Origin of the sequence: Vibrio sp. SCSIO 43155 (assembly GCF_023716605.1) — a bacterium.
Taxonomy (GTDB): Bacteria; Pseudomonadota; Gammaproteobacteria; order Enterobacterales; family Vibrionaceae; genus Vibrio; species Vibrio harveyi.
Window position 1 is genome coordinate 1,715,551 of sequence record NZ_CP071853.1, and the last position, 20,408, is coordinate 1,735,958.

Here is a 20,408-nt window from a genome sequence, read left to right on the forward strand (position 1 = left end):
AAATTCGATGGCAGTGGATATCGTCTTTGCTTGCGTATGAGCCCAATAAACGGACTCCAAATCACTTAGTGTTTTTCTCTCGAACTGTAACTCCAAGAGTTGGCGTCAAGACTTGGTGCCAAGCAACGGTATTGGGTGCCTTAATAAGTTTCAAATACACCAGAATTGTAGTCTTGAATCGCTTGTTCAATTTCGTCGATGCTGTTCATCACAAATGGACCATAATGCACAACAGGTTCATTAATCGGTTCGCCAATAAAGAGCAGTACTCCGCTAGCGTCATTGGCTTGCAGCTCTACCCACTCACCTTGCGAAAGCAGTGCCATCTCACCTTGCATGACCACGCGCTCGCCCACCTTAATACTTCCTTTATAAGCATAGGTCATCATATTGTGATGTTTCGGTGTCATTAATGTCATTGTCGCACCTGGATGCGATTGCCAATCAGCAACCGTCACTGGTACACCCGTTTTACTTAGCGGTCCTTTGACAACCTCATCGCCGATGCTTAACTCGCCAGAAATAACACGAACCAAACCATGGGACTCTGCGCGATGTTCGGTAATAGTTTCCGGTTGGAAGTCGTGATATTGCGCCGGAGACATCTTGTCTCGTGCAGGTTGGTTAATCCAAATTTGGAAACCGTGCAGCTCGCCGTCTTCCATGATTGGCATTTCACTGTGAATCACACCACGACCAGCAGCCATCCATTGCGCACCGCCAGAACGAAGCTCACCAATGTTGTCCATATGGTCCCGATGTTGGAAATGACCGGTGAGCATATAAGTTAGTGTTTCAATGCCCCGATGTGGATGTGGAGGGAAACCACCCACATAATCTGCACGTTGGTCTGATTTAAGCTCATCGACCATCAAGAATGGTGAAAAGCTCGTGTTATTGAATCCGGCTACGCGACGAATTTTAACCCCATCACCATCTGCGGTTGCATGCGATGGAATGATCTGACGAATCTCTCTCACTGTGCTCATAATATTGCCTCCCTTATTGGTATGGACTCATTGTAGGAAGGGGGATGCCAAATCATGAGGGGATGAAATTGTTCTACTCCATCAGTTTTTTCGAACGAAAAGAATTTGAAAAATAAATGTAGCTATTTTTTAAACACCCTGTATAGTGGCGGCTGGCTCTAGAAAAGAGCTGTTAATGCTACATTTAGTTTAAGTTCCCTCTCAGTAACACCCTGAATCCTTGATTCAGACTCCTGCGTAAAACTTCCTCTTGATTGCACATTCAATAGCTTAAAAAAGATCCATCACAATTCGTATATTATTGTTTAATTTCAGAGGTTTTTATGTCTGGTAAAGTAACTGGTTCAGTAAAATGGTTTAACGAAACTAAAGGCTTTGGTTTCCTAACTCAAGACAACGGCGGTCAAGATGTATTCGTACACTTCAACGCAATCGTTGCTGACGGTTTCAAAACTTTGACTGAAGGTCAGAAAGTAAGCTTCAATGTAGAAGAAGGTAAAAAAGGTCCTCAAGCGACTGAAGTTACTCCTCTATAAGATAGCTTTTCTTGGTGCAGCATTTCCTCGCTGCACCAAACTCTCTCCCCCTTCAAAAAATTCCTCAAACTTAATATTTAGCAATTAAATTTTGCTTGGTTTTCTGCTGCCTAAAATATACCCAAGTAACCTCGAGATGCTAAGTTCAGCGAGAATGACTTGGTTTGTAGACGCGGCGGATACGATATCCATCGTTGGAACACTAGATCTATCGAACCCGATAGCCATCGTTGGTATTTCACTTACTTAAAATTAGGAAAAATTATGTCTAGAAGAACAGGTCGTCAAAGACACTGGTACCAATTATTGAATAAAGAAAAAATCACCAAAAAACAGGAGAATAAATGATAGAGATTGAATTCCGTTTAAAACAACCCGACATCTCTTGGAACGCCAAAATTCATCAACTCAATAGTGATATTTTAAGGCGCCATATATTGCCAAAACTCCAATCTGCTTGTTATCTCATTGATTTTAAATACTGTGAGAAAACCTACTCCGGAGACATTCTGTGTGACTCAGGTTCAAAGCTAGGAAGTTTTATTATTAAATAAATCAATTTTCGTGCATTAATGAATAATGCGGATATTTAGGAAGAATTTCCAAAGGAAAAATCATGGCAAAGAAAAGCAAGAAGCAAATTGAGCAAGAAAAGAAAGAGTCCGAACAAAACGCCGCAGCGATTAAACAACAAACGCGCCGCCGAATTGAGGACATCATGGAGCAAAGAGAATTTGATAAAATGTTCGAACTATAAATACATTCCATTTCCTTTTCTCTACTCTTCTCAATCTAAAATATCGACGTGCAAGGTATCGCCACCCCTCTTCTCAGTTCACAATGAGCAACGCACATTAAACTCGATATGACTCCCAATGTTTCTCGCATGGTGTGGTTCAGTATTAGCTACTGAATATTCGACGCTCAGCAAGGTGTGTGCTGACAACGAAGCCATCATGCGATGAATCACAGCCTCGATACAGATCTCCATCGCTCAATTAAACCAACACTTTTTTGCCTTTCCGTTCTCCGTTCTCCGTTCTCCGTTCTCCGTTCTCCGTTCTCCACAAATAACAATTTCATCAACGACTCTAGCCAAGCTTCAATTTTTGCGTATAATCGCAACCGTTTGCTTCGTATAACCCCAATGATATGGTTTGGGGGTCTCTACCAGCTCCCGCAAAGTGCTGATTACGAAGAGTCGAGATCACTGTGGATCTTACTCTTTGTAATGGCGTTCGATTTTTCTCAATCTATACCTATCCTTAGAGTAATTGCATCCACAACAACCATAAGAAAAAGTGGGAGTTTATTATGAACGCATTTATTCAAGGTCTTCCAAAGGTAGAGTTACACTTACATATCGAAGGTTCGCTAGAGCCAGAACTGTTGTTTGAACTGGCACAACGTAACAACATAGACATTCCATACGAATCGCCACAGGCACTGCGCAAAGCGTACGAATTCGAAGATTTACAGTCTTTCCTAGATATCTATTATCAAGGTGCTAACGCGCTGCGTACAGAACAAGATTTCTATGATTTGACTTGGGCATACTTAGAGCGCTGCAAAGCCGACAACGTCATCCATACTGAGATCTTCTTTGACCCGCAAACCCACACCGACCGTGGCATTGAGTTTGAAACGGTCATTAACGGTATTCACCGAGCAATGCAAGATGGTAACGAGCAGTTAGGGATTACGTCTCAAATTATCGCATGCTTTTTGCGTCACCTATCGGAAGAAAGCGCCATTGAAACGCTGCAATCAATCATCAAACATCAAGACAAAATCATCGGTGTAGGTTTGGACTCTTCAGAACTCGGTCACCCGCCAGAGAAATTCAAACGCGCTTTCCAACAAGCAAAAGCAGCAGGTTTACTCACCGTGGCACACGCAGGAGAGGAAGGTCCAGCGCAAAACATCATTGACTCTGTTGAGATGCTTAGCGTTAGTCGTGTGGACCATGGCGTTCGCTGTGTTGAAGATGCTTCATTGGTAGATGCGCTTATCGAAAGTAAAATGCCACTAACGGTGTGCCCGTTGTCGAACATTAAGCTTTGCGTGTTTGATCAAATGGAGCAGCACAACATTGTCGATTTGCTACGTAAAGGTGTCGCGGTGACGATTAACTCGGATGATCCGGCGTACTTTGGCGGCTACATGACGGATAACTTTAAAGCGGTCAGCGATGCTCATCCAATGACGAAATCAGAACTGGCTCAGTTTACGGTTAATGCAATCAACGCCAGTTTCATTGATGAAGCGCTTAAAGCGAAATACCGTGCTCAAGTCGCTGATTACTTAGCGAATCACTGATTATAAATACAAACCAATAAGGGCTAGATTGCTAGCCCTTATTTTGTTGTTTGCTATACCTATTTCGCTACTCACCTCATGATGCGTCTCGCTCGGTTTTAATACAGTTTCTTCCCGCATTTTTCGCAACATAGAGCGCCTTGTCTGCTCTTGCGACCAGTTCATCAAAACTGTCTTCTAACTCTAATGTCGCAATACCTGCACTGAAAGTCACTTTCGAAACGGGGCTGAAATCCTCATCCTTAAGCGCCTCTAACCGGCTTTGCGCCCATTGCTGTGCCTTCTCTAAAGATACCTTTGAAGCGACGATGACAAACTCCTCCCCACCCCAGCGTGCCAACATCCCTTCTTCCAAAGGGTCTTGAGCGAGAAAGTCAGCAATATGCTTTAGTACATCATCTCCAACATCATGTCCAAAGGTGTCGTTGACCTCTTTAAAATGGTCGAGGTCGAGTAAAATCAATGACACAGGCCAACTGTGCGCTCTGGCCTTCTGAAGCTGCTCGTGGACTTTGGTGATCAGTGCACGGCGGTTAAATAAGTTGGTGAGCGGATCATGCATCGCCAACCATGTAAGCTTGTGGTTGTTTGCATTGAGCAGATTGACCGAATACGCCAACTCTTGGTTCGCTGTGTTGAGCTCTTGCGTTCTGAGTGCGACCACTTCTTCTAGCTTTCTATTGTGCTGATGGATTTCATCAAAGGTGTTTTTAAAGACATTGGAAAGCTGGCCGATTTCATCTTTCGAATCGTAGCCAGAAAACGTGGTGTAATGGTTGTTGACCGCGTTTTCAACGTCGTACGTCAACTCCAAAATCGGTCTTGTGATGGAATTGGTGAGATAAAACACGATCGGCATAAAGACAACAATCACCACCGATGAAGTAATCGCAACGTCTTCCAGTAGCTCATTGATATCGAGGAAAATATCGGACTCTTCCGTAGTCACGAAGAGCGTCCAATTAGGTAAGGTGTCGATTTTAGCAAAGGTCACGATCTTGGCTTCATTCACCTTTCTGTCGTAGTAGTGGCCGTGTCCGACATTTTCCCAATTGGTTTGCACTGCAATGTCCGCAAAACCTTCAAACCCAACTCGCTCACCTTCAAATATATTGGCGTGCAAAATCAGAGAGCTGTCGGGGTGAGAAACCACCGTTCCACTGCTATCAGAGATCCAAGCATAACTGCTGTTGCCTAACTTCACTTTCGACAAACGCTGTGCGAGGTAGTCTACGGAGATAGAAACACCGACAATCCCTTTCCAGTTATCCGCTTCGTCATACACGGGCACACCAAGGGCCACAACGGGCGTTTTGACCAGTAAGCCAACGTGCGGTGCCGTGATGTGATAGTCCGCGCTCTTCCATCGAGCGTCTTCTACAAATTCTGACCACTCAATTTTGATGGTTCTGCTTTTGTGATCAATTAGATTCCAATGCTCATCGACGAAAAGCGTATTAATCACGGACTTCTTAGACATGCTTTTGAGCCATTTAAGCTCTTCGACAATAAAGTCGATATCCCCTTCTTGCACACGTTGATGGCCACTGATGGTTTGCAATGACGCCACATGTCGTTGCAGTTCTTGACTGATGACGTCTGAATGAAGGTTGGATAATTGGATGGAGTTTTCTAGGGCGACACTAAAGATCCGTTGCCGCTCTTTAAAGTACAACACGGAGAAAAGAATCAGGACGAAACAAATCGTCATTACTGAGTACGTAACGACAAACTTGGTTCTCACACTTCGGAAAGCAAACCCCGCGATATACACAAATGTCCTTATCAAGTGTATGGATATGCATATAGTCTAGTTTGTTAATAAAGAGTCTGCTATGTGGTTTAGCGCAAAAATTGGCTTAAATTGAATGATTTATTACGAATTTCTCAGCAGCTAATAAACACTGCTCACGTAACCATTGATGGCTTGGGTCATTAGTGCGAGAGGGGTGCCAATACATCGCTACATCGATCGGATCTTTCATGAACTCAGCTTCAAGTTCTCTGAGGTGATACAAATCTCGATATTGCTCCAGTAAGGTTTGTGGCATCAAAGCAAGATAATCACAGCGTTGTACCACTGGCAGTATCTCGATAATACTTCCCGCCTGCCATGCCACTTGGCGCTTCCCTAGGATCTGCTCATTCTTGATGCCACGACCAATCAAATAACCGTTTTGTTGGTCAAACTGAGAAAGCGTCACATGCTTCTCGTTAAGGTACTCTTCTACGCTGATGGTGTTGCCTTGTAACCGAGGATGATCCTCTCGGCACACCACAGTGAGTTTATCGGACATCAAAATCTGTGAACGCAAATGTGGGTGTAAGTTCGTCTGAGCTTCAATCACCAAATCGCACTGCTGTGACCTCAGCAAGCTAGTTAAGTCCATAGTGAAAAGCGGCTCAATCCGCGTGTTTGCTTTCGGTGCTTTTTCGTTAAGTAAGGCTGAAAGCTCTGGCAGCAAAGTAAAACTGAACACACTGAGTGAAGAGATCACAAAACGCTTATCGCACTCGGCAGGATTAAATCGCGAGTGCTCTGGCAGCATATATGCGATGCTCTCTACTGCACTCGCTAATGTCGGGTAGATATCAACTGCAAACGCCGTTGGTGCAACGCCATGGCTTTCACGAATGAATAACGCATCCTTAAACACCTCACGAAGCCTGACTACCGCTTGGCTGACCGCAGATTGACTCACACCCAGACGTTGCGCCGCTTTGGTGTAACTCTTCTCTTCCACAATCGCCACAAAAGTCGGGATAAGACTGTAATCTGAGTGCTTCATAGATTATGTGTTCTCTAATATTTCCATGCTGACATGAGCTTAACTTATATCATATATCACTCAACTTATGGCGTTTTTTCATACAATTCCGCGCATGTGATTACAAAAGACAAAACAATAATCACGCGCTCAACGTTTTACCCTCACACATTGACAAAAGGTATAACTATGAACGTCATAAAAGCCATAGGTCGTGTCATTTTTGCGATTTTTATGGTGCTATTAAAGTTCTCACTTTTCATGGCTCTAATGCTCGGTGGAGCTTACTTACTTGCGCCTATGGGTACGATCAATTCGAAAGATATTGATATGAGCTTGTTTACCAATACCCCTAACGACACCATGATGGTGATCTTCAACTCCGAGTACTTCAGCGGTTATCTATTTTCCGTCACCATAGCGCTTGCCCTTTTTGTCATCTATTTGCTATGGCAGATCCACGAAGTTGCGGTACATCGAGCTCAAGAGAAGAAAAGCTCTCATATCCAATTGGTATTTGCGCTTTCTCTATGCGGTTTGTTCATCCATAAAGCGTGGTGGGTGCTGGCGTTAATCATTGCGTTCGCCAACTGGGAACACATCGGCAGCTCACTGAGTAACATCATTCGCAATAGTCGATTGGCTTCACAGCCACAAAAAACGACCAAAACAGCAGGGGAATAGTCCATGAAAGAGGTAATGATTCCGTACATTCTGATCATGTGGATTTTGGTCTCGACAGGCGCGATAAAATGGACGTTCAAAAGCGCACTTTGGATTATCTCTGGCGGCGCTTTTATTCTGGTGGTATTAGGGATACTCTCACGCCTTTGGGCTCCGGTTGATTTGACCTACTCATCCACCGTAAAAGCACCTCATTCGGTTCTTTCTCCCCTATTTAGAGAACAGATTGACCACATCTATGTCGAACACAACCAAGTCGTGAAGAAAGGCGATGTTATTTATACCCTTGTCGATACCACCTCCTTGGCAGATGTAGAAAAAATCAAAGCAGGCATTGTTCAGCAAGAAGAAAATGTGGCGCAGTTGAAGCGCGACATCATTCGCGGCAAAACATCACCAGAGATCTTTAAAGGTCGAGACATCGAATACTACGAGTCTCAACTGCGCGTTGCAGAAGCCTCGTTAAAATCCCTGCATGCCGACCTGCAAAAGACCCAATTTGAGCAAGAGCGTAAGACAGTTCGAGCGCCTTATGATGGGCAAGTTGCGGTAGTGAATATCGCGGATGGAAGCCGTGTCGGCAATATGCACATCTACGATACGTCACGTAAGTTCTTAGAAATGCGTATACCTGACCAAACCTACCGCTATGTTGAAAAAGGACAGTTTGCCGAATTTTACGTCGATGCTTACCCAGGCGAAGTATTCCGCGCTCGTGTACACAGCATTACGGCAGGCACTGGGGAATCCTCTGTCTCACCATTGCAAGGACCACAAAGCGTCCGTCAGCATGTCGGCGCAAATACCAGTAGCCATGGTCGTACCGTGATTCTGGAGATCTTCGAACCGGAAGGCAAAACCATCCCGATCGGAGCCACTGGTTCAGCATGGATTGCAGCGAATAAGCCACACAGTTTGTTCGGTTTCATTGATGTTATCGGCGCAGCAACCGTCCGACTTCATTCTTACAAGTCTTATCTAAACGCAATGTAAAAAATAAACAAACCGTCCACTGAGGCGGTTTGTTTTTATGATGCCAATTAAGACCTTACATTTCTTCCGTGGTTAGCCCGTGGTTTTAGCGCTAGACTGAGTGAGCTAAATAAAGCTACCCAAAAGGAAGAAAATCATGATTCAACAAGGTCAAGCACTGCCAGCGGCAACGCTAAGCGAACTGACTGCCGATGGTATGGTTAACCACCAAGTGACAGAACTGTTTGCGGATAAGAAAGTGGTTCTGTTTGCGGTTCCTGGAGCATTTACGCCAACGTGTTCAGAAGCGCACTTGCCAGGTTATGTCGTATTGGCAGACCAACTTAAAGCGAAAGGTGTGGACCTGATTGCTTGTGTTTCTGTTAACGATGCATTCGTGATGCAAGCTTGGGGTGAAGCGCAAAACGCGTCTGAGTTATTAATGCTTGGCGATGGCGACGCAAGCTTTACCAAAGCACTGGGCCTAGAAATGGACACCGGCGGTTTTGGCGGCGTTCGTTCACAGCGTTACGCAATGATCATCGACAACGGTGTGGTCACCACATTAAACGTTGAAGAGCCAAAGACATTTGAAGCAAGCAAAGCGGAAACCATTCTCGCAGCACTTTAAGCTCAGCGCTAAGATCACAAAACGGAAGCCTCTGCGCTTCCGTTTTTTCTATCTTAACTCACTGATTTTACTAGCTCAGCGCCACACATTTAATGAAGATGAAGTTCGGGAATGTCGCCAAGCGTTGGTAATGTTCTTCTGAGATTTCACGAATCTTCTCATTCACCTTACCTTCTGAGATCGCCAACATCGCCATGCCAGCCCCACTGATCGCATCGGTAATGTCTTGCAAAGAGCGACGATAGAATGCCACAGGAACTGGCTCACCAACGGTGTTCCACATATCTTCTACAAGCTCTTTGTCGTAATAATGGCCTGAAGCAGAACACTCAAAATCCGCAAATGGATGATGAGTCGAAAATACGAACTGACCACCTGCTGTTAACACACGTTGGATATCATTAAACAAAGGGCGAAGATCTTCGATGTAATGAACCATGAGCGGACAAATAACAAGATCATATTGCGCATCTCGCTCTTCTGGTAAGCCTAACGCCAAGTTTTGCGCATAAGCTGTAACTGAATCACCCAACTTACCCTTAACGATATCAATCATCTCTTGCGCAGCATCAATACAAGTCACAGAGCTTGCGCCTCGCGCCAATAGAAGCTGTGCGTAAATACCCGAACCGCAGCCTAAATCCAGCACCCTTTTACCTGTAACATCACCGATAAGTTCAAAGGTATTTGGACGCTCAAAGTGCGCGTTGTACAGGTTATCTTGTGCTGCCACATCGTATTGCTTTGCGTAGGTGGTGTACATTTCTTGCTTCATGGTGACTCCAACAGAAAAAGTGGGATGCGAAGACTAAAAAATACCCGATAACAAGTAAAGTCAAAAGCGCGTTAGAAGCGTGATCTTGCGTGTACATTGGAGAAGAGCGGTGACTGATGGTTCAATTGAGCCTTTCCAACCGATTGCAAAGGCTCGATGTGTAACAACAAAGTGTTTATTGGAATGACAAGAACAGTACTAGCGCATACGTACTACACTGGTTTCTTGCTTGCGTTGCATTTCAGCAAACGTCATGACGAAAGGAGAAGATTGCTTAACTCGACTTGGTAAAGAAGAGAGTGCACTATAGGCATCTTGCTTGGTCTTGAAGTCACCCACCGTCACTGTGTACCAACGAGTGCCGCGGCTGTTTTTCCAGTTCACCCATACCGGATGTTTCGGGTCAATGTAACGAATGTACTCTTTGACATCTTTTTCTTTCTTCAATGCCAACACTTGCATGGTGTAATGGTTTGGGTTGAGGTAGCCGTAAGCATCTTGTGATGACATGACCCCCACACATTGCCCCGTTTCTACAGGTTGATGCTGAGGCATAACACAGCCAGTAAGTGACATAGCCAAGGTCAAAGATAGAATCTTGCGCACGCGTAACTCCGTTTTTGTTCTGAATGGTTCTCTTTAAGAGTGCTCTACGCTGAGTAGGCGACCGCAACGACAGAAAAATGAAGCACAAAACAAAAACGGCAGATTGAACGCTTCAATCTGCCGATTCGTTTACAAGCAATGTTGCCAATCTTCTTTATCGTCCGTCAGGAAATACCACCTGATTCTTACCGTTTTGCTTCGCTTCATAGAGGCTTTTATCTGCGCGGCGGAAATATTCGTCGTTGTACGTGAAGGTATCAATCTGCCCACCATGACTTACCCCAACTGAGGTAGTGATGTGCAAACTTCCCTCTTCGGTTTCGAACAACGCGTCATCAATGTGCTGACGAATTTCTTCAAGACGTTTCGCTAGGTCATCGGTTGCTCTTAATAGCATCAAGAACTCTTCACCGCCCCAACGAATCAACAACTCTTGGGCATGAACATGAAGCCTCAATCGTTCTGCAAAACCTTCCAAAACGCGGTCGCCTGCCTCATGTCCGTGAATATCGTTAACGTCTTTGAAGTTATCAATATCAAACAACACAACGCGATACTCTGTTTTTGCATCTAACTGTGCAGGGTGATCAATCTGATCATAGTAAAAGCGTCTGTTATGTAATTGAGTCAGTGGGTCAAGCAAAGAAAGCTGATGAAGCTCTTGGTTTTTGCGCTGCGTTGCTAAGACTTTAGACACCGTAAGCGCCAGTACGACAGCACAAACCGCTATCCAGATAATAGCAATCTGAAAGCGCAGCTTCTCTTGATCCAGCTCCGATTCCGCCAAACGTTTTTCTACTTCCAATACGTCTCTTTCACGCTGGATGTGCTCTGTCGCAAACGCCTGTTCTAAATCATACACTTTGCCGAGTAACTGCTTCTTACTGTTAGCAGAAAAATGCTTAAAGGAATTCAAAGCGTTCTCATACTCGCCAAGTTGTTCGAATATCTTTGCCTTCTGTTCTTCAACTCGAATCAGCCAACGTTGATGCTCTATCGAACGAAACGCAGCCGCACTCAATGCCGCACTTTGCATCGCCTTATCTAAGTCTCCGAGCGCCAATTGAGACTTCGACATAATCAAATAACACTGTCCATATTCAATTGGAAAGTCAGCAGCAGAAGGCAACATAACGCACTGCTGTGTAGTTTCAAGCGCCTTAGTAAACTGCTTTTCCAGCAACAGCATGTCAGCTTTGCCTTTCAACTGGATTAGATGATGGCGAAGGTTCGTTGAGGTTGCCTTGTAGAACTCTTGAGATTTCTCATAAGCAGCACGAGCGAGCTTAACGTTACCCTGTCGGTTATAAACATGCGCTTCGTTGAGATACAGAATCTGTAGCCCTCGCGCTTTATGCCCTTGAGCGTGACGCTTTAGATAAATCTGCTGCGCTTTTTGGATGAACTCTAACGCCCTATCCCAGCTTTCAATATGCAGATAAAGCAGCCCTAGGTTGTTATAGATTGTCCCTTTGTACGCCTCTTGCCCCACTTTATTGGCGATATCTATTGCATCAAGGAAATAGCGCTGGGCATCGACTAATTGATTGGTCGCATTATTTAGCGCCCCCGCGATATTGTAGAACCGTGGCAATAGAGAGTTAATTTGCTCTTTTTTAGCGATATCAATGGCAAGTTTTATTTCAGTCAAACCAACATCATTACGCCCGTGCAAGGTGTGCTGCATGGCACTGTCTGCCAAAAGTACTGCATCAAGCCAAGGTTGTTCAGTTTCACGAGCGATGGTCTGGAGCTGCCCACGATACTCTGCCGCCAGTTGTGGCTCATCGTTCGCACGAGCAACACGATATTGCTGATACAAGGCGTAGGATTTTTCAAGCTCAGTCGAAAAGGTGTTGCCGATTGCAGCCAGTGCTTGTTGTGCGCGTTCCGGATCACTGTACGCCAATGCACTGACATCCAGCAATGCCTCACCTTGAGCTGATTTAGCAAGCAAAACCTGAGGATCTTGGCTGATGATTTGTTGAATATTTTCACTTGGCGAATCCTTACGCCAGTAATCGTGTAAAGCAAAAGCGACCACTACCCAAAGCAGTGCCGCTAGCAAAGTGACAACATAGCTTTTTCTCACGAAGTATTACATTCCATCTCGATTGTATTAAGAATTTTCTTTTTAGAAGCATCTGATTTATAAGCGAACAATAACATCAATCCGATACATTCCCAAGTGCGCATAAGAATCGATTTTTATATAAATGTCACGGTCATATAAATGTTGCTCTAATGGGAAGATTTCCTGTCATCCTTGTATTGGCGTTGTGGGAAACCATTGGGAGAAAAAACTGAGCTTTAAATAAACAAAAAGCCGCAACTTAAAACTAAGATGCGGCTTCAAATAAAATCAGAGAAAAAAGAAGGTTAGAACCAGCTTGCAACCAAACGCTTGAACCAATCCACTAGGCGCTTAAAGATACCGCCTTCTTCTACTGGCTCAAGTGCGACGAGATCCGCTTCTTTCACTGCATCACCATCCACTTTATATAGGACTTTACCAACAATTTGATCTTGTTGAATCGGAGCCATTAGGTCGCCGTTGTATTCCACTTCTGCTTCCAACTTGTTCACGTCACCTTTCGGTAGCGTTAGGTAAATATCGCGTTCAACGCCAACTTTAAGTTCGTCTTGGTTACCCATCCAAACACGTGCTGTTGCGACTTCTTTACCCGCTTGCGTTGGCACAACAGTATCGAAGAAACGGAAACCGTAACTCAGAAGCTGTTTGCTCTCTGATTCACGTACACTTGGGCTTTTTGCTCCCATAACAACCGCGACTAAACGCATGTCGCCATTGGTAGCAGACGTTGCAAGGCTGTAACCGGCACCGCTGGTGTAACCCGTCTTCATACCGTCAACGCTCATACTACGGTCACGCAGCAAACCATTACGGTTGTATTGAGTAATGCCGTTGTAGGTAAACGACGTTTCACTGTACAGCGGGTAGATATCAGGAAGATCACGGATGATGGCACGACCTAGCGTTGCGATGTCACGCGGGGTCGAGTACAAACCATCACTGTCTAGACCATGTGGGTTGGTAAAGGCAGAGTTCGATAAACCAAGCTGGTTCGCCCAGCTATTCATCAAGCCAACAAAGCCTGCTTCACTTCCGGCGACGTGCTCAGCAATCGCGACACTGGCGTCGTTACCTGATTGCACAATTAAACCGCGGTAAAGATCGGAAAGCGAAACCGAGGTACCAACTTCGATAAACATTTTTGAAGAATCAGGGAAGTTCTTCGCCCACGCATTGCGGCTGATCACCACTTCATCGTCTAGGCTAATGTTGCCTGACTTCACCTCTTGCCCCGCGACATAAGCGGTCATCAACTTAGTCAAACTCGCCGGGTTTAGGCGTTTGTCGGCATCACGTTCCACCAGCACAGTGCCAGTGTGGTAATCCATTAAAACATAGCCTCGAGAGCTTAACTCTGGGGCATTAGGAACAACGGTAGGAGCAGCAAAACTAAACGCAGAAACAGCGGTCAAGGTGGTCGCTAACGTAGCATTGATTAAAGTGTTTTTTCTCATAGCAGCATTCTGTGGCTTACAAATTAAGTCGAGTATATGGAAACGCTGTTCAGTTACAGCAGCTCTGTTACGATTGGTTACGTTTACTCGATATTTGTCGAAAAGAATGCGAAGTCGGTTGGAGTTTGTGCTTATAAGTTAGCCAAACGTGTCTATCGAGAATCACGCGAATTTGTGACCACTCACGTGCTTTGCCCCTCCCTTTTGAACAAACCTTCCTCTACAACAAAAAGCAAATATTTACACATCAAAACATTACACCTCATTGCATTTTCAACCAAAAATCACATTAAAACGTAGTTAACGCCTTTAAATAAACCATCAATTTGCATTATTTTACACAAAACATTATGATTGCGTCGCATTTTTTAATTTGAACTCAAAACAATTGGAGGGCGGTTTTAGTGTTTTTCTTACTCAAGAAGGGCACATTTAATAAAGCGTACATGTTGTATTTATGGATAATGCACTAAAAAAATATAGTATCGACACTACCGACTATCAGGTTGGTCAAGATAACGTTCAAAAATGGGGATTTGATATCCACAATCCAGTATTTGGGATTAGTGCTGGTCTTGTTCTTCTCTGTCTTGCTTCTCTATTAATCGTTGATCCTTCAACAGCCCGTGATGCCTTAAATGGCGTAAAGAACAGCATCATTTCTGACTTCGATGTGTTCTTCATGTGGTCAACAAACTTCTTCATCGTATTTGCTATCGCAGTCTTACTGTCACCACTAGGTAAAATCCGCATTGGTGGTAAAGATGCACAAGCAGAACACTCAACCGTTTCTTGGTTATCAATGCTCTTTGCCGCAGGTATGGGTATCGGTCTTTTGTTTTGGAGTGTCTCTGAGCCAACGGCTTATTTCACTGACTGGTATGGCACGCCCCTGAATGTTGAGCCTTACACAGAGGAAGCGAAATCCCTGGCTATGGGTGCAACCATGTTCCACTGGGGTATTCACGGTTGGGCAATTTACGCCATCGTGGCACTTTCGCTGGCTTTCTTCGCCTTCAACAAAGGCTTACCACTTTCATTACGCTCTGCGTTCTACCCGCTATTTGGTGATAGAGCTTGGGGCTGGTTAGGTCACGTCATTGATATTCTTGCGGTACTTTCAACCCTGTTTGGTCTTGCGACTTCGCTTGGTCTGGGTGCACAGCAAGCAACGAGCGGCATCAACCATGTATTTGGTCTGGATGGCGGCATTGGCATGCAAATGATCGTTATCGCATTCGTAACCTTTATTGCCGTACTTTCTGTTGTTCGAGGCATCGACGGTGGCGTTAAGCTACTGAGTAACATCAACATGGCGGTGGCATTCGCTCTATTGGCTTTTGTGCTATTCATCAGCTTTGATGTAGCAACAACGTCGATCTGGGATACCACAGTCGCATACGCAAAAGACATCTTCGCACTGAGTAACCCTCACGGTCGAGATGATACCGAATGGATGCATGGTTGGACGGTCTTCTACTGGGCGTGGTGGGTATCTTGGTCACCATTCGTCGGTATGTTTATCGCTCGAGTTTCGAAAGGTCGTACGGTTCGTGAATTCCTATTCGCTGTTATCGTTATTCCAACCACAGTAACACTGATTTGGATGGCAGTATTCGGCGGTATCGCGCTTGATCAAGTGGTCAACAAAGTCGGCGAGCTGGGTGCGAATGGTCTTACAGATATCTCACTAACCCTTTTCCACGTTTACGATGCAATGCCGTTTAGCTCGGTCATCTCGGTATTATCTATTGTTCTGATTTTAGTGTTCTTTATCACTTCTTCAGACTCCGGTTCACTGGTTATCGATAGCATCACTGCTGGTGGTAAAATTGATGCGCCGGTACCACAACGTATTTTCTGGGCATGTATCGAAGGCTCTATCGCTGCGGTAATGCTGTGGATTGGTGGTAAAGAGGCCTTGCAAGCGCTTCAATCCGGGGTGGTGGCAACAGGTTTACCTTTCACTTTTGTTCTATTGCTGATGTGTGTCAGCTTGATCAAAGGCTTGAGGTCGGAATTACCTGCCTATCAGAACACCGCGCGGGAACAATCTGTTGCTTAATTTAAGCTGCACATAATCTAGAGAAAACGAGCGTCAATATGGCGCTCGTTTTTTAGATATTAAACAAATAAAAAAGCCCTAAGCATCTGGGCTTAGGGCGAAAGCAATGAATTGCTAGCTAAGGGCCGTTAACTCACCACTGGAACAACGCTGTATTCATGAATGATGACTCGTCCACTCTCATCAATCGACACTTGCCATGTCTCATTAACGTTTAAGTTGACTGCTTCACCTTTCATCATCGAATCATCATAACTGTCTGCTGTTAATCGAATACGCAGTTCCACTTGAAAACGATCACCATTAGGTTTCACTTCGATCTGCTGAACGTCGTGGTCACAGTTTGGTTTAAAAGTCGAACGGGCAATCGCATACCAATCACGAAAGCCATCATGACCTAAAAATTCACCTTCTGGCATCGACCATTTCACGTCTTGCGCTAGCTTGTCTGTGAAGAACTCCGTCCCTTCTTCTAAAACATCAAATTTGGCGAACCACTCAGCAACAAATGTCTGCATACGGCTCTCTGGTGAAGCGGTGATTTCTTCAATCTGTGCAGCTAAGCGGCTCGCATGATCTTTTGCACGTGCTTGCACTTCTTCCAACTTGTTATACACATTTGGAATGTACACCATACGATGGGTATAAACTGGCTTACGATAGTTCATACCCGCCAAATAAGCCGTTTGTTGGAATGGGTAAACAAACTGCTCGATAGTAAAGTGGTTGTAACCAAGTGGATCGTAAGACTCTGCAGGTCCACCAATCGTAAATGACAGAATGAAGTCTTTGCCTTTTAGCTTGTCGCCTTCAGGACCGTAAGCGAAGTTAAAACTGAATACATCATCTACCCACTTTTTCAACAACGCCGGTGCTGAGTACCAGTAAAATGGGAATTGCAACACAACCACATCAGCACTCATAAGCGCAGTTTGCTCTGTCTCAACATCAATTTGGTAGTTCGGATACAGAGTGTCTAAACGACGAACTTCAATATCGCTAAGCCCTGCTTTTAGCTCGTCTAGGATAACTGTGTTGGTGTATGACTCATCTAGGTTTGGGTGACCTGAAATTACCAGTACTTTGCTCATCGTGATTCCTCTGTTTCGAAGCGTTAACCGATGAAGAGAGAATACGCTGAAGTAACCTTTAGTTTTAGATGCTCTTTACTTAAATTATTATTAGGTAGAAACTAACAATAAACGCAACACTAGGATGAAACATGAACGGCACCACCTACAATCAATTAATGATGTTCCATACTATTGCACAAGAAGGCAGCATCACCGCCGCAGCACGTAAGTTAGAAATCGCACCACCATCGGTGAGTCAGGCATTAAAAATGCTGGAAGAACAACTCGGCTTGCCATTATTTACCCGCACCACTCGTCGCATTGAGCTGACAGAAGCAGGGCAACGCTTATACGATCGAACACTGACTACCATGTCTGATCTTAACCTCGCAGTCGAGAGTGTAAGTGATTTGAGCCGAGTGCCATCGGGCAAAGTTCGTATCACGGTGCCACGCTTTGTTTATCAATCTTTGCTCAAACCCATCTACATTGAGTTTTGCCAACGTTATCCCGATATCCAGTTGGAAATTTCTGTTTCCGATAAAACTGTCGATATCATTCGTGAAGGGTTCGATATGGGTATCCGCTTTGGCGATAAAGTGGAAGAAGGAATGATTGCTCGTCAGCTCACTCACCCAGTGAAAGAAGCGTTATTTGCATCACCAAGCTATGTCGCGCAGTTCGGCTTACCCAATACGCCAGAAGACTTAAAAAAGCATAAGTTGATTCAATACCGCTTTATTTCTTCTAATCAAATCGCACCGCTGAAGTTAAACAACAAAGGGGAAGCCATCACCGTCGACATGCCAAGCGCGCTGATCGTCAACGACACCGATCTCATGGTTGACGCTGCCATCAACGGGTTAGGCATTGGTCGTATTGTGACGCCTATCGTACAAGAGGGCTTTCGCACTGGAGAGTTGGTGCCTGTGCTTGAAGAATATTGGCAGCCCTATTCTGGCTTATATGTTTACTTTCACAAGAACACCCAAAAAGCCAAGCGGGTTCGAGTGCTTATCGACTTCTTAATCGAGAAAACACACCACTAGGGATCAAAAAAAGGAATGCACAGGCATTCCTTTTTCGTTTAGTACGATGAAACGATTACGCAGACTTTTTCGCTAGTGCGGAATCAATGTCTGCAGCGCTGTGACGCTCAGGTACTTGTTCCCACTCTTCACCCCATGAACGGTTAACAATACGACCACGTTGTACTGCTTCGCGTTCATCAATCGCTTTCGCCCAACGCACAACATTCTTGTAGCTCGCCACATCTAAGAACTCTGCCGCATCATACGCACGACCCAGAACAAGGTTACCGTACCATGGCCATGTTGCAATATCGGCAATGCTGTACTCGTCACCACCTAGGAATTCGTTGTTCGCAAGGCGCTTATCCAGCACGTCTAGCTGACGCTTAGCTTCCATAGTGAAGCGGTTGATTGGGTACTCGAACTTCTCTGGTGCATACGCGTAGAAATGCCCAAAACCACCGCCTAGGTATGGCGCAGAACCTTGCAACCAGAACAACCAGTTCATTACCTCAGCGCGCTTCGCGCCTTCTGTTGGTAGGAAGTGACCAAACTTCTCTGCTAGGTAAAACAAGATGTTGCCAGACTCAAAAACATTCACCGGTTCAGCACCTGAACGGTCAATCAAAGCCGGAATCTTCGAGTTCGGGTTTACTGACACAAAGCCTGAACCAAATTGGTCACCATCGCCGATCTTGATCAGGTATGCGTCGTATTCAGCTGCTGTTACGCCTGCTGCCAAAAGCTCCTCAAACATGATCGTCACTTTCTGACCATTTGGCGTACCCATTGAGTAAAGCTGAAATGGGTGCTCACCAACTGGAAGCTCTTGCTCATGACGCGCGCCAGAATCCGGACGGTTAATGCTCGCCCACTGACCGCCATTTTCATTATCGTTTGTCCAAACTTTTGGTGGAATGTATTCGTTAGCCATTGTTATCCCTTATTGTGTTTGAATGCATCTTCAAACTGACGGCTCTAGCACGCCAGCAAGCATTATTGAAAGTATCCCTTCGCCTTTCGCTTCGGGCATAACCAAGATATTAGGTCTAATTAACCAAATAAAAGTCCTGTAATCTCTTTTAGTTAGAACCTTTGGTTATGGGAATTTCTTTCAGGGTATATACCCAAACACCGCGTTAATGTGAGCTAGGTTCGAGATACCAACAATGATGAGCAGATCAGACTTAACGGTCCATCCAACATATCAGTCTTAATCAAGCTCGCATCATGGCAACAGCTAATCGACAGCGCAAAACCGTGTAAGTAATCCGCCAGCAGATCCAAACTGTCTTTCTCTACTTGCTGGGATAAATCCAAGGGTTGAACAATCAATTGATAGCGCTCAGTAAACACTTGAGCCGGTCCGTGGGATGTCATGCTCAACATGGTTTGCAACAGCCCGTTATATTCACGCAACAGCTCAATATAACTAGCGCACAGGTGTTTGAGTTCGCTTTGCCAATCTTCATTTGCTTGCGGTTGATAAATGTCTTCCACCAGCGATGTTGTTAACGCTTCAAGCAAAGCATTTTTGTTTTTGAAGTAGTAATAGATCGCCATAGGGTCCACATTCAATTGGGTCGCTAGCAGGCGAATACTTGGTACCTTTCCTTCCTTTTTCATCAATAACTTAGCCGACTCCAAAATGCTTTCTGCACTCAGTTGTGACTGCTTTGCGGTCGGTCTTCCACGTTTCTTTTCGTTGACAGACATTTGATCTTCTCGATAAACTCAGCATTATTCTACATTGTAGAATTAATTTTAACCCATACTTTAGCTTGGCTCAAGCATCACTACTTTGATGAGGTACTCATGGCAAATATCGTATTTATTGCAACCAGCCTGGACGGTTACATCGCAGATAAACAAGGCAAACTCGACTGGCTACAATCCGTACCAAATCCCGACAATATTGATACTGGCTTCTTCCCATTAATGGAACGTATTGACGGCTTAGTCATGGGGCGTAATACCTTAGATGTTGTGCTGAGTTTTGATTGTGATTGGCCGTACAGTAAACCCGTGTTCGTACTCAGCAATACCATGACAGAAGTCCCACAGGGCTACGAAGACAAAGTCTTTTTAGTAAAAGGCGAGCTAAAAGATGTGCTTGCGGAGCTAAACGCAAAAGGCTTTAACGAGCTATACATCGACGGCGGTGTGACGATTCAGAACTTTTTAAAAGAAGATCTTATCGATGAAATGGTGATCACGCGCTTCCCTATTCTACTTGGCGGCGGCGCACCTTTGTTTGGTGATTTGCAACAGCCACTCAATTTTAAAGTGACCAATTGCGAAGTTGTTTTGGATACCTTAGTACAAACCACTTACGTGCGTGAAAGGTAATCTACCTAGATAATTTAAACAAAAGAAAAACGCCCTTCCTAGAGATAGGAAGGGCGTTTTT

20 protein-coding genes and 1 riboswitch are annotated in these 20,408 nt (G+C 44.8%); of the genes, 10 read left to right on the forward strand and 10 right to left on the reverse strand.

The features are described from left to right. Nucleotides 1-140: 140 nt before the first annotated feature. Entirely contained in the window at nt 141-989 is an 849-nt protein-coding gene (locus tag J4N44_RS24530; protein ID WP_005452677.1) for a pirin family protein, read from the reverse strand. Between the two features lie 323 nt (nt 990-1,312). On the opposite strand from J4N44_RS24530, the gene cspE reads away from it, so the two are divergent. The 4 genes from cspE (at nt 1,313) to J4N44_RS24550 (ending at nt 3,844) form a co-directional block, all read left to right on the forward strand. Next, nucleotides 1,313-1,525 (forward strand): transcription antiterminator/RNA stability regulator CspE, encoded by a 213-nt coding sequence (gene cspE, locus J4N44_RS24535; protein ID WP_005452678.1) that lies wholly within the window; start codon nt 1,313-1,315, stop codon nt 1,523-1,525. Between the two features lie 344 nt (nt 1,526-1,869). Then, nucleotides 1,870-2,079 (forward strand): hypothetical protein, encoded by a 210-nt coding sequence (locus J4N44_RS24540; protein ID WP_005452681.1) that lies wholly within the window; start codon nt 1,870-1,872, stop codon nt 2,077-2,079. Between the two features lie 62 nt (nt 2,080-2,141). Next, complete coding sequence (locus J4N44_RS24545; RefSeq protein WP_005452683.1) at nt 2,142-2,282, forward strand: hypothetical protein; 141 nt, start codon at nt 2,142-2,144, stop codon at nt 2,280-2,282. A gap of 357 nt (nt 2,283-2,639) precedes the next feature. Next, nucleotides 2,640-2,739, forward strand: a riboswitch (purine riboswitch). Between the two features lie 100 nt (nt 2,740-2,839). Next, nucleotides 2,840-3,844, forward strand: a complete 1,005-nt coding sequence (locus J4N44_RS24550) for an adenosine deaminase (protein WP_252045345.1) — start codon at nt 2,840-2,842, stop codon at nt 3,842-3,844. Nucleotides 3,845-3,920: 76 nt separating this feature from the next. Here J4N44_RS24550 and J4N44_RS24555 read toward each other — a convergent pair whose 3' ends face one another. Beyond that, a complete protein-coding gene (locus J4N44_RS24555) occupies nt 3,921-5,555 on the reverse strand; it encodes a sensor domain-containing diguanylate cyclase (protein ID WP_252045797.1) in 1,635 nt (544 codons plus the stop codon). 148 nt (nt 5,556-5,703) lie between these two features. Beyond that, complete coding sequence (locus tag J4N44_RS24560) at nt 5,704-6,633, reverse strand: LysR family transcriptional regulator (RefSeq protein ID WP_252045346.1); 930 nt, start codon at nt 6,631-6,633, stop codon at nt 5,704-5,706. Between the two features lie 168 nt (nt 6,634-6,801). Between J4N44_RS24560 and J4N44_RS24565 the strand changes: the two genes are divergently transcribed. From J4N44_RS24565 to J4N44_RS24575, 3 genes are all read left to right on the forward strand, one after another. Further along, nucleotides 6,802-7,296, forward strand: coding sequence for a magnesium transporter (locus tag J4N44_RS24565; protein ID WP_252045347.1), 495 nt, complete (start codon nt 6,802-6,804; stop codon nt 7,294-7,296). Nucleotides 7,297-7,299: 3 nt separating this feature from the next. After that, nucleotides 7,300-8,289 carry an efflux RND transporter periplasmic adaptor subunit gene (locus J4N44_RS24570; RefSeq protein WP_252045348.1) on the forward strand — a complete coding sequence of 330 codons (990 nt, stop codon included), beginning with the start codon at nt 7,300-7,302 and terminating at the stop codon, nt 8,287-8,289. A 136-nt stretch (nt 8,290-8,425) separates the two neighbouring features. Further along, a complete protein-coding gene (locus J4N44_RS24575) occupies nt 8,426-8,899 on the forward strand; it encodes a peroxiredoxin (protein ID WP_005531886.1) in 474 nt (157 codons plus the stop codon). Between the two features lie 70 nt (nt 8,900-8,969). On the opposite strand, the gene J4N44_RS24580 is transcribed toward J4N44_RS24575, so the two are convergent. The 4 genes from J4N44_RS24580 to J4N44_RS24595 all read right to left on the reverse strand — a co-directional run bounded on the left by J4N44_RS24580 (nt 8,970) and on the right by J4N44_RS24595 (nt 13,829). Beyond that, on the reverse strand, nt 8,970-9,674 hold the full coding sequence (locus tag J4N44_RS24580; RefSeq protein ID WP_252045349.1) for a class I SAM-dependent DNA methyltransferase: 705 nt from the start codon (nt 9,672-9,674) through the stop codon (nt 8,970-8,972). Nucleotides 9,675-9,872: 198 nt separating this feature from the next. Beyond that, nucleotides 9,873-10,280: an SPOR domain-containing protein gene (locus J4N44_RS24585; protein ID WP_005452696.1), complete on the reverse strand. Its 408-nt coding sequence runs from the start codon at nt 10,278-10,280 to the stop codon at nt 9,873-9,875. 154 nt (nt 10,281-10,434) lie between these two features. Further along, nucleotides 10,435-12,372, reverse strand: a complete 1,938-nt coding sequence (locus tag J4N44_RS24590) for a tetratricopeptide repeat-containing diguanylate cyclase (RefSeq protein ID WP_009701747.1) — start codon at nt 12,370-12,372, stop codon at nt 10,435-10,437. Between the two features lie 287 nt (nt 12,373-12,659). Beyond that, on the reverse strand, nt 12,660-13,829 hold the full coding sequence (locus J4N44_RS24595) for a D-alanyl-D-alanine carboxypeptidase family protein (RefSeq protein WP_252045350.1): 1,170 nt from the start codon (nt 13,827-13,829) through the stop codon (nt 12,660-12,662). 457 nt (nt 13,830-14,286) lie between these two features. Between J4N44_RS24595 and J4N44_RS24600 the strand changes: the two genes are divergently transcribed. Continuing rightward, complete coding sequence (locus J4N44_RS24600; protein ID WP_005452704.1) at nt 14,287-15,894, forward strand: BCCT family transporter; 1,608 nt, start codon at nt 14,287-14,289, stop codon at nt 15,892-15,894. A 128-nt stretch (nt 15,895-16,022) separates the two neighbouring features. On the opposite strand, the gene J4N44_RS24605 is transcribed toward J4N44_RS24600, so the two are convergent. Then, a complete protein-coding gene (locus J4N44_RS24605) occupies nt 16,023-16,985 on the reverse strand; it encodes an NAD(P)H-dependent oxidoreductase (RefSeq protein ID WP_101959875.1) in 963 nt (320 codons plus the stop codon). 131 nt (nt 16,986-17,116) lie between these two features. Between J4N44_RS24605 and J4N44_RS24610 the strand changes: the two genes are divergently transcribed. After that, nucleotides 17,117-18,016 (forward strand): LysR family transcriptional regulator, encoded by a 900-nt coding sequence (locus J4N44_RS24610; protein WP_005452707.1) that lies wholly within the window; start codon nt 17,117-17,119, stop codon nt 18,014-18,016. A 55-nt stretch (nt 18,017-18,071) separates the two neighbouring features. On the opposite strand, the gene yghU is transcribed toward J4N44_RS24610, so the two are convergent. Both yghU and J4N44_RS24620 read right to left on the reverse strand, forming a co-directional pair. Beyond that, nucleotides 18,072-18,932 carry a glutathione-dependent disulfide-bond oxidoreductase gene (yghU, locus tag J4N44_RS24615; protein WP_085319573.1) on the reverse strand — a complete coding sequence of 287 codons (861 nt, stop codon included), beginning with the start codon at nt 18,930-18,932 and terminating at the stop codon, nt 18,072-18,074. Between the two features lie 215 nt (nt 18,933-19,147). Beyond that, on the reverse strand, nt 19,148-19,714 hold the full coding sequence (locus J4N44_RS24620; RefSeq protein ID WP_050939447.1) for a TetR/AcrR family transcriptional regulator: 567 nt from the start codon (nt 19,712-19,714) through the stop codon (nt 19,148-19,150). 99 nt (nt 19,715-19,813) lie between these two features. Between J4N44_RS24620 and J4N44_RS24625 the strand changes: the two genes are divergently transcribed. After that, a complete protein-coding gene (locus tag J4N44_RS24625; protein WP_252045351.1) occupies nt 19,814-20,347 on the forward strand; it encodes a dihydrofolate reductase family protein in 534 nt (177 codons plus the stop codon). Nucleotides 20,348-20,408 lie beyond the last annotated feature (61 nt).